Source organism: Sphingomonas sp. P3_C5, assembly GCF_056402635.1.
On sequence record NZ_JBFUHA010000019.1, the window covers coordinates 1 to 14,912 of the forward strand.

General features: G+C 65.0%; 10 protein-coding genes. All 10 read right to left on the reverse strand.

Annotated features, from left to right (window positions below; all coding sequences use genetic code 11):
• Positions 1 to 293 precede the first annotated feature (293 nt).
• The 10 genes from AC1DVS_RS26215 to AC1DVS_RS26260 all read right to left on the reverse strand — a co-directional run bounded on the left by AC1DVS_RS26215 (position 294) and on the right by AC1DVS_RS26260 (position 14,786).
• A complete protein-coding gene (locus AC1DVS_RS26215; RefSeq protein WP_478027450.1) occupies positions 294 to 857 on the reverse strand; it encodes a hypothetical protein in 564 nt (187 codons plus the stop codon).
• Positions 858 to 896: 39 nt separating this feature from the next.
• Positions 897 to 1,406 (reverse strand): alpha-glucosidase C-terminal domain-containing protein, encoded by a 510-nt coding sequence (locus tag AC1DVS_RS26220; protein ID WP_478027451.1) that lies wholly within the window; start codon positions 1,404 to 1,406, stop codon positions 897 to 899.
• A complete protein-coding gene (locus AC1DVS_RS26225; protein WP_478027452.1) occupies positions 1,316 to 2,266 on the reverse strand; it encodes an alpha-amylase family glycosyl hydrolase in 951 nt (316 codons plus the stop codon). Before AC1DVS_RS26225 ends, AC1DVS_RS26220 begins: the two co-directional genes overlap by 91 nt.
• A gap of 10 nt (positions 2,267 to 2,276) precedes the next feature.
• A complete protein-coding gene (locus AC1DVS_RS26230) occupies positions 2,277 to 3,773 on the reverse strand; it encodes a tryptophan halogenase family protein (RefSeq protein ID WP_478027453.1) in 1,497 nt (498 codons plus the stop codon).
• A complete protein-coding gene (locus tag AC1DVS_RS26235; protein WP_478027454.1) occupies positions 3,770 to 4,663 on the reverse strand; it encodes an alpha/beta hydrolase in 894 nt (297 codons plus the stop codon). Before AC1DVS_RS26235 ends, AC1DVS_RS26230 begins: the two co-directional genes overlap by 4 nt.
• A 56-nt stretch (positions 4,664 to 4,719) precedes the next feature.
• Positions 4,720 to 6,756 (reverse strand): glycoside hydrolase family 97 protein, encoded by a 2,037-nt coding sequence (locus AC1DVS_RS26240; protein ID WP_478027455.1) that lies wholly within the window; start codon positions 6,754 to 6,756, stop codon positions 4,720 to 4,722.
• A gap of 10 nt (positions 6,757 to 6,766) precedes the next feature.
• Complete coding sequence (locus tag AC1DVS_RS26245; protein ID WP_478027456.1) at positions 6,767 to 8,404, reverse strand: alpha-glucosidase; 1,638 nt, start codon at positions 8,402 to 8,404, stop codon at positions 6,767 to 6,769.
• Positions 8,401 to 10,230, reverse strand: coding sequence for an alpha-amylase family glycosyl hydrolase (locus AC1DVS_RS26250; RefSeq protein WP_478027457.1), 1,830 nt, complete (start codon positions 10,228 to 10,230; stop codon positions 8,401 to 8,403). Before AC1DVS_RS26250 ends, AC1DVS_RS26245 begins: the two co-directional genes overlap by 4 nt.
• Positions 10,231 to 10,342: 112 nt before the next feature.
• Positions 10,343 to 11,788, reverse strand: coding sequence for a tryptophan halogenase family protein (locus AC1DVS_RS26255; RefSeq protein ID WP_478027467.1), 1,446 nt, complete (start codon positions 11,786 to 11,788; stop codon positions 10,343 to 10,345).
• A 172-nt stretch (positions 11,789 to 11,960) separates the two neighbouring features.
• Complete coding sequence (locus tag AC1DVS_RS26260; RefSeq protein WP_478027458.1) at positions 11,961 to 14,786, reverse strand: TonB-dependent receptor; 2,826 nt, start codon at positions 14,784 to 14,786, stop codon at positions 11,961 to 11,963.
• Positions 14,787 to 14,912: the final 126 nt, after the last annotated feature.

Below are 14,912 nucleotides of genomic sequence, written 5' to 3' on the forward strand. Positions count from 1 at the left end.
GCAAGCGCGGGCGCAAGCGCGGGCCCAAGCCCAAAGCCGCTTAGGGGTTACCGCACCTTTTTGTCGCACCCGCCGATCTGTACAATGTTCTGTACAGATCCCCCCGATACCCCCGACAGGCATGACAAAATTCTCCAACACGTCAGACGCCATTTCGCGCATTCCCCCTCGTGAAACTCCAACGCGACCGCCCAAACCCCACCTGAATTATGTCACACGTCCAACATCGGCCTCGATCGCCACGTGGAATGCGGATTGACCCGCGGTAGCGCCCCCAATTCACTTCCGCCGGCCTATGGGCGATCAGGCGAGTGTACTTGCCCTCGAGACAATTGCTCGATCCGCACCACCGGTCCCGTCCGCGCGCCGGGTATCGGCCGGATGACGGCGAGCAGTCTGCCCCCGCGCAGCAGGTGTGCGTACCGGTCCAGTTCGGCGGGGAAGTGCACGGCGTCGGCCCGGTAGCCGTCATAATGGGTGAGGATCGCAATATCGGCGCGGCAGGTCGGAAGCTGCGCCACGTCCACATGCGCCAGGTCGACCACGGCCCGCCCCGATCGCAACACCTCCACGCGCGAATAGCGGATTCGCTTGGCGAGGATGTCGCGCGCATCGACGCATCCAGCCGAGCCGAGCGGGAACAGGAAGCGCCACGGTCCACCGAGCAGATCGAAKGCGGCATGCTCCACCACGATGCTTTTCCCAGGCGCGACATTGGCGCGCACCCACGCACTCGCGACCTGGCGCGTGTCCTGCGCGCGCTCGATAGCGCTCGTGCGCGTTGCCTGGAGCATCGGGATCATCAGCAGGATCGCCGCCGCCGCTTCGAGAAAATGCAGCGGACGCTTCAGGTGCACGCGCAGGCGATCAGATCCCCAGCATAGCCTGCACCCGCGTCATCGCGACAGCAGCCGGAACCCCCAGGGCGCCAGCGTCATGGTCATGCCCTCGCGCAAGGTGACGGCGCTGCCGTCGCGCTCGTCGCGGAAGGTGCCGTTGATCGGTCCATCGCTGAGCGTCACCGTCTGCGCTTCGCCCGAGAAGTTGAACACCGCCAGCACATGGTCGTCGCCCTTCTGGCGGACGAAGGAGAAGATCTTTTCGGGACGGTCGTTGACGACGCGGATCATCGGCGCTCCCCATGGCGCATTGTCGAGCGCTGGATGGGCTTTGCGGAAGGCGATCAGCCGCCGGAACAGCACGGCATTGGGGTGATCGCGCCAGGCGATCGGGTCGCGTTCGAAGAATGCGAGGCGCTTCGAGTTGCCGGCTTCCTGACCGTTATAGATCAGCGGCAGGCCATCGCTGACAAAGCTCAGCGCGGTCGCCGCGGCAAAGCTCTTGCCGAACAGCTCCTCGTCGCTGCCGTCCCAGCTGTTCTTGTCGTGGTTGGTAGTGAACAGCATGCGCATCGCCCCGCGCGGCCAGGCGCCGTCGTCCAGCTGTAATAGCCGAACAGCGCGCCGGCATCGCTCTTGCCGGTGCCGATCGCGTGCATCGCGTCCCACCAGTCCCAGGCATAGGTCGCATCGAAGGCGCGTGCATGATAGTCGGGCCAGTTCCACTCGGCGAGCATGAACACTGGCTTGATCGCCGCCAGCTCGGCCCGCGCATTGTTCCAGAAATCGAGCGGCACCATGCCCGCCACGTCGCAGCGAAAGCCGTCGAATCCGACATCGCGCACCCAGTATTTCATGGCCGCGGTCATATATTGCCGCAGGCCCGGCTTGTCATAGTTCAGGTCGATGATGTCCGACCAGTCGAACCACGGCGTCGGGCGAAACCGGCCCTTCCAATCATGCTCGTACCAGTCGGGATGCTCTGTCACGAGCTTGTTGTCCCAAGCCGTGTGGTTCGCGACCCAGTCGAGGATGACGTGCAGGCCGAGCCGGTGCGCCGTGGTGATGAACGCCTTGAGATCGGCGACCGTACCGAACTCCGGGTTCACGCCGTAATAGTCGCGCACCGAATAGGGGCTGCCGAGCGTGCCCTTGCGGTTCTTCACGCCGATCGGATTGACCGGCATCAGCCACACCACATCGACACCGAGCGCCTTGAGCCGCGGCAGCTGCTTCTCGGCGGCACGGAAGGTGCCTTCGGGCGTGAACTGACGGGTGTTGAGCTGGTACAGCACCGCCTGCCGGCTCCATGCGGGATGCTGGATCTTCACATAAGACTGCGGCGTGTAGCGCGCCGGGACCGGCGCCGCGCCCGCGGCGATGGGCAGGGCGAGGGCGGCGATCAGCAGGGCGATGATCCAGCGCATAAGCGGTCCTTCAGGCAAGCTCGGCCAGCACGGCCTTGTGGTCGCGGAAATTGAGCGCGGCGCGACGCAGCAGTTCGTCGATCGCGGTCATGTCGTGGCGCAGCGCGGCAGGTTCGGGCGCGCGGATGTGTCCGGCGTCGGGAAGCTGGCCATAGCCCGCGAGCAGGCAGTGCCACGAGATCGGGGGATAATAAGCAGCAATGCCCTGGTCGGCGATCTCGCGCTCGAGATCCCCGCCGGTGAACCAGCAGGTCATGATCGCCTTGAGCGAATCCGACAGCCGGTCGTTCGCCGCATTGTCGCGCCAATAAGCCGTGTCACTGCGGCGGTTCATCCGATAGTGGCAGACGATATAGTCGCGAATGCCGTCATACCGTGCAGCGATGCGCTGGTTGAACGCGTCGCGGCTGGCCGGGGTGGGGCCGCCTTGCTCCCACGCCGCTATGAAGCCCTCGACCGTGGCCTGTACGATGTGCAGCGCGGTCGCCTCGAGCGGTTCGATAAACCCCTGCGCCAGGCCGATGGCGAGGCTGTTGCCTGCCCAGCTTTGCTCGACCCGCCCGACCTTCATCGTCAGGTGGCGCGCCTGCACCTCTTCGCCGACGCCCAGATGCGCACGCAGCTCGGCCTCCGCCTCGTCGGACGTGGTGTAACGCGATGCATAGACATAACCGTTGCCGGTGCGGCTGGTCAGCGGGATCTCCCAGGCCCAGCCACTCTTCATTGCGGTCGCCTTGGTCGCGCTGGCGGTGCCGGTCGGATCGGTCGGTGTCGGCATTACGACCGCGCGATCGTTGAACAGGTTCTCGGCGAAGGACCGGAACGGCACGCCGAGAGCAGCCTGGTGGATCACCGAGCGAAAGCCGCTCGAATCGACGAACAGGTCGCCGGCAATCGTCTCGCCATCTTCAGCCGCCAGGTGGGTGACCATCCCGTCATCGATCGCCACGTCGACGATGCGGCGCTGGAGATGGGTCACGCCGCGACCGATCGCATGGTCGCGCAGGAACGCGCCGACGAGGTGGGCGTCGAAATGATAACCGTAGCTCGGGCCGAGCGGGAACTCTTCGGGCGCGATCGGCGCAAGGCGCTGTGCCGTGAGGCGCGGCTGCAGGAAGAAGCGATCGGGGTGCGCCGGGACATCGTTGCCAATGCGCCGCGCGAGACAGTTGAAGAAAAAGGCCGGGGCGGTGTGCAGATCGAGCGGGCCAGGGAAGGGGTGGAAATAGCTTTCATGGCCGGGCCGATCCGACCAGCCGTGAAAGGCGATGCCGTTCTTGTAGGTCGCGTTGCACGCCGGCATCCATTCGCCTTCCGCGATGCCGAGCGTGTCGAAGAACGCCTTGAGCTGCGGGGTGGAGCCCTCGCCGACGCCGATGATGCCGATTTCCGGGCTTTCGATCACGGTCACCTGCGCGGTGCCCGGCCAGCGCTGCGCGAACAGGTTGGCCGCCATCCAGCCGGCGGTGCCGCCGCCAAGGATGACGATGCGGCCGGGGGTGTTCATCGCAGCAGCCAGCCGAAGATGTCGTCGAGCCGTGCCGCCCAGGCATTCTCCTCGTGCGCGGCGCCGGGATAGGTCCGGCTCTCGAAGTCGCGGCCCTTGCGCCAGCCGAGCCCCGTCAGGTCGGCATCGATGGCCGCTTGCCAGGGGCCATACAGCGCGTCGAGGGTCTCGGTGCCATGGTCCATCCACAGCTTGCGGCCAGCCGGGGCGCCGAGATGCGCGCCGAGATAGGCTTTCCACAGGCCGAGCACATCGGCATCGGCAGGCAGTTCCTGCGGGCCTGCGAGCAGCCAGTGCGTCGAGACGCAAGCGGCGCGACCGAAGACGCGGGGATATTGCACGAAGGCGTAGCACGAGATCAGGCCGCCCATGCTCGACCCGACGATTGCTGTATGGGCCGGATCGCGGCGCGTGCGATAGCTGCGATCGATCAGCGGCTTCAGGTCATGGACGAGAAAGGCGAGATAGGCGTCGCCAGTGATCGGCCCCTTGGCATTGGCGTCGAACACCGTACGCACCGCAGGCGGGGCGGCATCGTAGAGCGCCTGCGGGAAGAGCTGGCGATACCGCGCGGCGCCGGGATGATCGACCGCCACGATGATGAACGGGGCGACCTTGCGCGCCGCGATGAGGCGAAGCGCGGATTTATCGGCGGCCCATATTTTGTTGAAGCCCGACCGCTCCGCGAAGAAGACGTTCTGGCCATCGTGCATGTAGACGACGGGGTAGCGGTCGCGGGACTTGTCATAGCCCGGCGGAACCCAAACCACGACGTGCGGCGCGGTGATGGCGGGCTGGGTCGATGCGGCGGCGGGGATTTCGACGAAGCGACCGGCTGTCTGGGCCGGAGCCTTCGCAGGAAAATAGAGCTCGAACAGGAGTAGTACCACCCCGGCGAAGGCCAAGGCCCAATTACGGTTCTCCGTGCTGGAGCGCAGATGATGAGTCACCGCCCCGCCACGAAGCGGATCGCCTCGCCGCCGCCTGGCGCGAGCGGGAGGCTAAGCTTGTCGCCCTTGCGCACCTTCACGCGCTCGATGGTGATCGCGTGGCGGCCGTCGGTGCGATAGTCCGCGCCTGGCCCGTCGCGGTAGATTTCGGCGGTATAGCTGCGCCCGGCATCGAGAAAGTCGAGCGTCACGTCGAGCGTCCGGGCATTCTCGTCGGTCACCGCGCCGATATACCAGTCGTTCGAGCGGCGATCCTTGCGCGCGATGGTGACATAATCGCCCACTTCGCCGTTGAGCACCCGGGTATCGGACCAATCGGTCGGCACATCCTTGATGAACTGGAAGGGGCCCGGATATTTCGCATAATTCTCCGGCAGGTCGGCGGCCATCTGGATCGGCGAATAGATCACCACGTACAGTGCTAGCTGCTTGGCGATGGTCGAGAGAATGTCGCTGCCGCCGCGACCCTTGAGACTCAGCACACCGGGGGTGAAGTCCATCGGCCCGCCGAGCATGCGGGTGAAGACGAGGTTGGCTTCGTGCTCGGGCGGGTTCTTGGGCGCCCCCCAGGCGTTATATTCCATGCCGCGCTGGCCCTCGCGCGACACCCAGTTGGGATAGGTGCGGCGCAGGCCGGTGTCCTTGATCGGTTCGTGTGCGTCGATCGCGACGTGGCGCTTCGCTGCCTCGGTCACAACCAGCAGGTGGTGGACGGACGACGCCTGCCCCTCATGCCATTCGTACCGGATCGCGCCGTCAGGCCCGGTCTTCGCCTTGAAACCGCCGGCATCCGAGACATAGCCGGTCTTGACCGCGTCGATGCCGAGCCGCTGGTCGAGGTCGAACGCGGCGCGCATCTGTTCTTCGTAATGGGCAGCATTGGCCGAGGTCTCGTGGTGGCCGATCAGTACCACGCCTTTCGATTTGCCATAGGCGGCGAGGCCGGGGAGATCGAAATCGGGATAGGGTCTGGTGAAGCTGAAGCTCTCTCCATTGGCGAACCACTCGCCGTCCCAGCCCTCGTTCCAGCCCTCGACCAGCACGCCGCCGAACCCGTTCTTCGCGGCGAAGTCGATCATTGCGCGGGTGTTGGCGGTGGTCGCGCCGTGCTTCGGGCCGGACGCCCAGCTCTGCGTGTCGAGATGCATGCCCCACCAGATGCCGACATATTTGCGCGGGTGGACCCATGACACGTCGCCGAGCTTGTTCGGTTCGTTGAGGTCGAGGATCAGCGGGTTCGCCATGTACAGCCCGGTCGCATCGGGCGAAATCAGCATCACGCGCCACGGTGTCGGGAAGGGCGCCATGCGGCTGACCTTCGCGCCGGTCGCGGCCGGGGTCAGGACGGCCTTGAGATTGCCGCCGACCACCTTGGCGATGTTCATGCCGGCATAGTCGACCAGAGCCGCCTCGTGAAAGGCGACGTGCGTACCGTCAGCGAGCTTCACCGTCAGCGGCGTCTGGGCGATACCGATCTCCGCCACCGGCGTGTGGTGGTAGAGATACTCCTCGCGGTTGGATTCGAACGCCTCGCACCACCATGCTTCGGCCGGCTGGGCGAGGTTGAACTGGGTCAGCTCCTCGGCGATGTTGGCCTGGTGAAGGCTCGGCTGGTCGGGGAATTCGTAGCGGAAGCCGACTCCATTATCGAAAACGCGGAACACCACATCGAGCGCACGGTGCAGCGCGCTGGTCTCGCGCAGGCGCAGCCGCAGCTCGCGATAATGGTTTCGCACCCGCGTCCATTCGCCCCAGGGCTGGTCCCATGTGTCGTCATGGTCGCTGGTCGACTGGCTTTCGAGCGCGAAGTTGCGCAGCATTTGCGGCGCGTCCGTGAACAGGAAGCCAAGGTGCGATTCCGCGATGATCGGCTTGCCCGACCGGCTGACCTGATATCCAGCGCGACCCTCACCGTTGAGTGTCACCTCGACCTTGATGCTGGCATCGGGCGACGCGACGCTGGCGACGACCTGCGCTGAGGCAGGGGCGGCGGCCAGCGCGAGCAGCGCGAACAGGGCCGGGAGCAAACGCATCTCTTGATCCTTATGCTGTACGTTCAGCCACCAGCGCCGCGAACGGGCCGAAATGCCAGTCGGTCACGTCTCCGACCTGTTCGACAAGATGCCACGCATCGGCATCACCCGGCTGCCAGTCGCGCGGTGTGTCGCCAATATTGAACACGCACAGCAGCCGCTGACCGGGTGCGATGCGCTCGAAGGCGAGCAGGCTGTCGGACGCCTCGATGACGCGAATGTCGCCGGTCAGCAACGCGGGGCTGGCGTTGCGCAAGGCGAGCAGGCGGCGGGTCAGCGCGAGCAGCGAGGCAGCATCGCCTTCCTGTGCGTCGACCGCCAATGGGGCATGATCCGGTCCGGTCGGCAGCCACGGCTCGACCACCGAGAAGCCGAGATGCGGCTTGTCGGCCGACCACGGCATCGGCGTGCGCGCGCCGTCGCGGCTCAGCGTCAACGGCCAGTTGGCGATCGCCTCGGGATCCCGCAGCCGGTCGAACGGGATATCGACCTGGGTCAGGCCGAGCTCCTCGCCCTGATAGAGGAAGATGTTGCCGCGCAGGCACACCAGGAGCAGCATCTTCAAGGCGGCGAAGGCGTCGCGCTGGTCGGGCGTCGTCCAGCGTGACAGCGCGCGCGGGGCATCGTGGTTCTCGAACGCCCAGCTCGGCCAGCCTGTGCCCGGCACATCGGGCCATTGCTCGACCGCCTCGCGCACGAGCGCAGGGGTCAGCTTATCGGCGTAGAGGAAGTTGAAGCCATAAGCCGAGTTGAGCCGGCGTTCGTCGGCGGTGAAGGCGTGCATCTCGCGCTCGGGCGAAGCCCCTCCGACCTCGGCGACGGTGAAGCGCACGCCATATTCGTCCGTCAGTGCGCGCAGCCGCTCGAGAAAGCCGGGGATATCGGGGTGGCTCTGATTGTGGATATGCTGCTGGAAGTCGAACGGGCGGGTGCGCACGCCGTTGGTCTCGGGTGCAGGTGGGTTATCGCGCAGTTCGGGGTCGTGCATCGCGAAATTGATCGCGTCGATGCGGAAGCCGTCGACGCCGCGCTCGAGCCAGAAACGGGCCGTGTCGAGCAGGGCCTGCTGCACCTCGGGCAGATGAACATGCAGCTGCGGCTGGGCGCTGAGGAAATTGTGCATATAATATTGCCGACGCCGCGCATCCCAGGTCCAGGCCGGTCCGCCGAATACCGACTGCCAGTTGTTGGGAGGGCTGCCGTCTGCCCGCGCATTGGCCCATACATACCAGTCGGCCTTCGCGTTGGCGCGACTGCCGCGGCTTTCGCGGAACCAGGGATGCACATCCGAGGTGTGCGAATAGACCTGGTCGATGATCACGCGCAGCCCGAGCGCATGAGCGCGCGCGACCAGTGCATCGAAATCGGCCAGCGTGCCGAAGATCGGGTCGACGTCGCAATAGTCCGCCACATCATAGCCGAAATCGGCCATCGGCGAGGTGAAGAAGGGCGACAGCCAGATACCGTCGACCCCCAGAGACGCGACATGGTCGAGATGAGCGGTGATGCCGGCGAGATCGCCAATGCCGTCGCCATTCGAATCCGCAAAGCTTCGGGGATAGATTTGGTAGATCGCGGCGCCGCGCCACCAGACGCGCTCGGCCTGCTGGTCGGTCGTTGTGATGGGCTGGGGGATGATCTCGTTCACGGACGCGCCTCGCAGATCGCGTAGCCGAAGGCGGGCAGGGTGACGGTTACGCTGCCCGGTGCGCTGGCCGCGGCGCAGTGGCCGGCGAGCGTGGTGAAGGTCGTTGAGCGCGTCTCGACCTGGACCTGCTTCGTCACGGGCGCGGCCGAGCTGTTGAACGCGAGCAGCAGCTCGGCGCCGCTAGCCGGATCGAAGCGCGACACAGCGAGCAGCCCGGGCTTGTCGTCGCGGACGCGCAGCACGAGGCGACCGCGGGTGAGCGCGGGATGGGAGACGCGCAGCCGGGCGAGCGCGGCGATCTGTCTGAACAGCGGATTGTCCTCGCCGAAATGGGCCTTGGCGGTGGTGGTGTCGGTGCCGATCAGCCGGTTGTCGTTATAAATCGCGACCTGACTCGCGAACATATCCTCGCGCGCATCCTGATCGCCGCCATCGCCGGCGAATCCCTGCTCGTCGCCTGCATAGATCGTCGGCACGCCGCGCCAGGTCAGCAGCATTGCGTTGGCGAGCATCGCGCGTTTCAGCACCTCGTCGTCGCTCGCCTGGGGGAACGCCTTGCGGATGTAGAAGCCGAGCCGGCCTGCGTCGTGGTTCGAAACGAACGTCGGCAAGGTCAAGGCGGTGTCGAAGCCATGGGCGTAGAGCGCGTCGCCAGCGACGAGCTTGTCCCACACATCGGCCTCCTGCTGCCCCGCGACCGTCTCGACCACCGCCTGCCGAAAGGCGAAATCGAGCACTGCAGGGAGCTTGTCGACAAGGGTGTGGCGCGCGAGCAAGCCGACATCGAGCGATTCCGAATAGACCTCGCCGAAGATGTGGAAGTTGGGAATGCCCTTCGCTCTAGCGCGGTCGAGCATCGCCGGCACGAACTGCGCCCAGAATTCGGGATTTACGTGGCGCGCGGTATCGATGCGGAAGCCATCGACGCCGTAGCGATCGATCCAGTCGCCGAAGATGTCGATCATGCCCTGCAGGACACGAGGGTTCTCGGTATCGAGATCGTCGAGGCCGGAAAAATCGCCCAGCGTCGCGCTCTCGTTGATATAGGTCGTGTTGCCGCGGTTGTGATACCAGCGCACGTCGTTGAGCCAGGCCGGCACCTTGATGTTCGCCTCGGCGGCCKGGACATATGGCGTGTAGGCGAAGCTTGGGTCAGTCAGCCGGGCGAAATTCTCCGGCGTCTGCACGCCTTCGCCGAGAAAGCCGGCATTGATTGCCGCGCCGTTCGGGCCTCCGCGCCGCTGGAAGGGATAGTCAGCGATCGACCGATAGGGGCAAACGCTGCCCGGGGCGCACTCGCGGTACTGGATCACGTCTGCGCTATGGTTGGCGATGATATCCATATAGACCTTCATCCCCCGCGCATGTGCGGCATCGACCAGCGCCTTGAAGTCGGCATTGCTGCCAAGATGCGGATCCACTCGGGTAAAGTCGGTAATCCAGTAACCGTGATAGCCGGCGGATTCCTGTCCCGGCGGACCCTGAACCGGCTTGTTCTGGAAGATCGGACCGACCCAGATCGCCGTCACGCCGAGATCCTGGATATAGCCAAGCCGCTTGATCAGCCCCTTGAGATCGCCGCCGTGATAGAAGCCCTTGGCGGTCGGATCATAGCCGGTGGTGAGCCGCCCGCCGGTGAGGCCGCCGCGATCGTTCGACGGATCGCCATTCTCGAAGCGGTCCGGCAGCAGGAAATAGATCACCTCGTCCTGTGGGAGGCGGTCACGAAAATTGGCGACGGCCGGCGCGGTCTGCGCGGGCGCGGCGAGCGGCAATGTCGCTGCGACCAGCAGGGTAAGGGCGCCAAGGCGCGTCGAACGATTCATCCCACCCTCTCCTGGCGCGCGATCGACACCGCGCACATTATCTGCTTGGCGCTCTCTTGAGATCGCCGCCGCGCCAAGCCAATCTTCTGGCATACGTATTCAGAGCGGAGGGTCACCGCGACGCCGCGCAATGGCGGGCGATGAACTCGGCATGGCCCGACATGCGCGAAGCCTCCCGCGCGTAGAGCAGCTCGATCGTCTCCATGAACTCACCGAGTTCCACTTGCTCGATCTGGTCGGCGAGTGGGTGATAGCCGTGCGGCATCACGCCCTGGCCGATCAGCACCTGCAGCCACCCAACCTCGGTGAACAACTCCTCATGCTCGCGCACGATGTTGCCATTGGCCTGGAACAGCGCGATCTTGCGCGCCAGCGTTTCCGGCAGCGCCATCGTGCGGCACGCCTGCCAGAAGGCCTCGTCACGCGCATTGGCGTGGTAGTGCAGGATCAGGAAATCGCGGATCCGCTCGATTTCGAAATCGGTCTGGCGGTTATATTCGTCGCGGTCCGCGGCCGCGACATGGCGGCCGGGCATCAGCTTGAGCAGCCGCGATACTGCTGCCTGGATCATGTGGATGCTGGTCGATTCGAGCGGTTCGAGAAACCCGCTCGACAGCCCGATCGCGATGACGTTGCGTTCCCAGGCGCGCTTGCGCTTGCCGGCCTTGAAACGCAGCGGGCGAGGATCTGCGAGCGGTTCGCCGTCGAGATTGGCGAGCAGCAGCGCGGTCGCCTCGTCGTCGCCCAGATGGCTGCTGGCATAGACATGACCGTTGCCGACGCGGTGCTGCAGCGGGATGCGCCATTGCCAGCCGGCGGTCAGTGCGCGGGCACGCGTATAAGGGGTCAGCGCGCCGCCGCTCGCGCTGGGGACGACGACTGCACGGTCGCAGGGCAGCCAGTGCGACCAGTCCTCGAAGCCGCTTTCCAGCGTCTGCTCGATCAGCAGGCCGCGAAAGCCGGTGCAATCGATGAAGATGTCACCGGCGATGCGCTCGCCTGACTCGAGCAGCAACGCGGCCACGTCGCCGCTCTCGCCATCACGGACCACTTCGATCACCTTGCCTTCAGTGCGCTGCACCCCTCGCAATTCGGCGAAACGGCGCAGCCAGGCGCCATAGAGCCCGGCGTCGAACTGGAAGGCATAGGGCAGGGCCGGGATGGCGGCGCCGCTCAATGGCGCGCCCCGATGCATCTTGTTTCCGCGCGCCGCGAGCTCGTTCAGCGCATAATGGTCGAGAGTCCTGGCCAGACCGAGCCGGCGCGCGCGCAGCCAGTAATGCTGGAAGGCGATCAGCCCGACGTCGCGGCCGACCGCGCCGAAGGCGTGCATGTAGCGCTCGCCCGGCCGCGACCACCCGTCGAATTCGATGCCCAGCTTGAAGGTCGCCTGCGTCGCCCGGACAAAGGCGTCCTCGTCGAGGCCGAGTGCCTCGTTGAACAGCCTGATCTGCGGAATGGTGGATTCACCGACCCCGACGGTGCCGATCTCTTCGGATTCGATCAGCCGGATCCTATAGCCGGTCTCCAGGAAATGCCCGAGCGCGGCCGCCGTCATCCAGCCGGCGCTGCCGCCGCCGGCGATCACGATGGTGACCGGGTCTGGCTGTTCGGTCACGGATGCTCCCTCTGATCTGCCGGGTCTTATAGCGGCCCGTGGGGTGGAAAAAGGACAGGGCCGCCGACAGATTCCATGCCGGCGGCCCCAGTTGTGACAGGAGGGGGCTCCGTCAGAACTTGTAGGTCAGGCCGAGATAATAATCGCGGCCATAGCGCTGATAGTCGATCACTTGGCGGCGATCGTTGTTCTGATAGGTAATGAACGGCCGGTCGGTGAGGTTCTTGGCCTGGGCCAGGATGGCGAGACCCTTGAGCGGACCAACCTGGAATTCATAGCCGATCTGAGCATCAAGAATGCCTTCAGCCACCACCTGGCGATAGGTCGGTGCAGCCGACAGGCCGGCGACTTCGCCGAGGAAGGACGAGCGATAGCGGTAGCTGGCCCGCAGCTGGATGCCGTGCTTTTCGTAATAGACTTCGCCGCTGGCGACATATTTCGACAGGCCCGGCAGCGTAATGGCCTGGGTGGGGTTGCTCCCCAGCTTGACCGAACTCTCACTATAGCTGCCGCTGCCGAAGAAGCCGAACCCGTCGAGCGCCGGGGAGATGGCCTTGAAGGGCAGTGACAAGGTCGCTTCCATCCCGACCAGATAGCCCCGTCCGGTATTGGCGGGTGCGCTGGACAGACCTGTCGTCCAGCCGTTGGCGACAACAATCGCGCGCTGTGCCGGGCTGAGCTGGCCGAGCGCCGCAGTGAAGTCGAACGGCAGGCTGTTGTTCGGATCGACGAAGTCGGTCAGGTGTTTGAAATAACCCGCCAGCGCGACGTAGCCGCCGCCGGAGAAGTATTTCTCGAACGACATGTCGATGTTGGTCGATTGATAGGGTCGCAGGTTGATATTGCCGCCGTTCGAGCTGAACGGGCTGTTGAGGTTGCCGGGGTTCCCGATATTGCCGGGCGACACGCTGAATTCCTGGTTGATCCGTTCTTGGTCAAGGCGTGGACGTACCATGGTCTGGGAGGCGCCGAGCTTCACATAACCGCCGGGGATCAGCTCGACTGACATCGTCGCGCTGGGCAGAAAGTTGGTATAGGTTGAGGATCCGCTCGCCGGCAGCACCGTCACGGTGAAGGTCGCGGGGTTAAAGTTGGAGATCGTGCCGGTCGAGGCCTGGCGCGTGCGAATGACCTGCAGGCCGAGCGAGCCCTTGAGCTTCTTGCCGCCCAGCTCGCCATTGATGATCAGCTTGGCATAGCCGGTATAGACGTCTTCCGTCACATTGTTGTCGCGTACAAGCGAACCGGGGCGGTTGTCGAACACGGCGTTATAGGCGTTGTTGTAAAGGTACATCGGATCGAGCGCGAGCACCGCGGGCACGCCGAGATAGCCCAGGGGGATGTTCCGGTTGAGGATCGCCGCGCTGGGTATCGCTGCCGAAGTCGGGGTCCCGCTTGATACGGTGCAGTTGGTGCCGGCGCCCTTGGGGCAAAGGAAATAGGAGGTATAGGCGCTGTCCTTGGAGCGGCGGCTATAGTTGGCACCGACTTCCCATCCCTTGAGCACGCCCGCATCGATCTCGCCGTTGAGCGTGGCGCGCAGCGACTTGAGATCGTCCTTGAAGCTTGGGCGGTTCAGGAACCCGGCCTGTACCACCGGGGTCGTGCCGTTATAGCCCCAACCCTGCGGATCGGTCAGCTTGAAGATGCTGGTGTCGGTATAGTTGAGCGTCGGCACGATCTTGTAGAGGCCGTTGGCCTGCTGCGTCACCGTGACCGTGTCGCCCGGGCCGCTGCCGCCATAACCGACACCAGTATAGGTTTCGAGCAGGAAGTCGGTGCGCGTCGCGCGCGACCAGCTGGCGTCGATGTTGAGCTTGAGTTTTTCGCCGAGGCGGATGTCGTTGTTCCACCCAAAGGAGAAATTCTCGGCACGCCGGTCGTTCAGGTCGTTGCGCTGGATCGCATGAACGTTGCTGAACGTCGTCGTGGTGGCAAAACCGTCCGAGACGTTGATGCCGCTCTGCGTCGGACCCGAAAAGCCGAGCGGGAATTCGATGCCGCGCAGCTTCTGCGTTTCACGAAAGTGCGAATAGAGCGCGTCGAAGGTAGAGTGGAAATTCTCGCTCGGCTGCCACTCGATCGTGCCCACTGCTCCATAGCGCTTGAGCAGGTTCGACTGCACATAGGGCTTGGCGCCGCCCAGCACGAACGGGCTCGCCGCGGTTCCGCTCCCGGCATAGCCCCAGGCGTTGTAACGTTCGTCCTGCGAAGGATTTTGCGAGGCCGACACGCCGATCGCGATCCCGAGCGTGTCATTGGCGAACTTGTCGACATAGGTCGCAGAGGCGCGATAGCCGTAACGCGAAGAATCCGGGTTGAGGGACTTGAGGCCGTTCATCTCCCCGCGTGCCGCGAGAGAGAGCACGCGATGCGACTGATCGAGCGGGCGCAGCATGCGCAGGTCGACAGTACCGGAAATGCCGGAGGCGATCAGCGACGCGTCTGCGGTTTTGTAGACATTGACGTTCTTGAAGAATTCCGACGGATACTGGTCATATTCGACGCCGCGATTGTCGCCGACCGTGACCTGCTCGCGGCCGTTGAGCAGCGTGGTGCCGAAATCGGGGCCGAGGCCGCGGATCGACAGGCGCTGGTCGCGGCCCTCGAGCCGCTGCGCGGTCACACCGGGAAGGCGGGCGAGCGAGTCGGCGATCGACACGTCCGGCAGCTTGCCGATGTCCTCGGCCGAGACGGAGTCGACGATCAGCGTCGATTCACGCTTGATCCGCGCCGAGGAGGCGAGCGCGGCCCGGATGCCGGTGACGACGATCTCGGGCGAGTCCGGATCGGCGGCGGGGGTCGCCGCGGCGGCGTCCTGTGCCATGGCTGCATCGGCGCCCACAAGCGACACGACGCCGCTCAGCGCGATGGCGCTGGCGCGTAGCGCAAGCCCGGTGCGCGTCGAAAAACCACGATGGTGCCGAGAAACGTTCATTCAGGTTCTCCCCTTGCGCTGGTGCGCAGCCGCCGCTCGCTTGCCGCGATCGATCTGCCTCTCGATTAGGCGCCGCGATGGCCGTGTGGGAAGCAAGGCACATACGTATTCACTTGGCATTCAGGA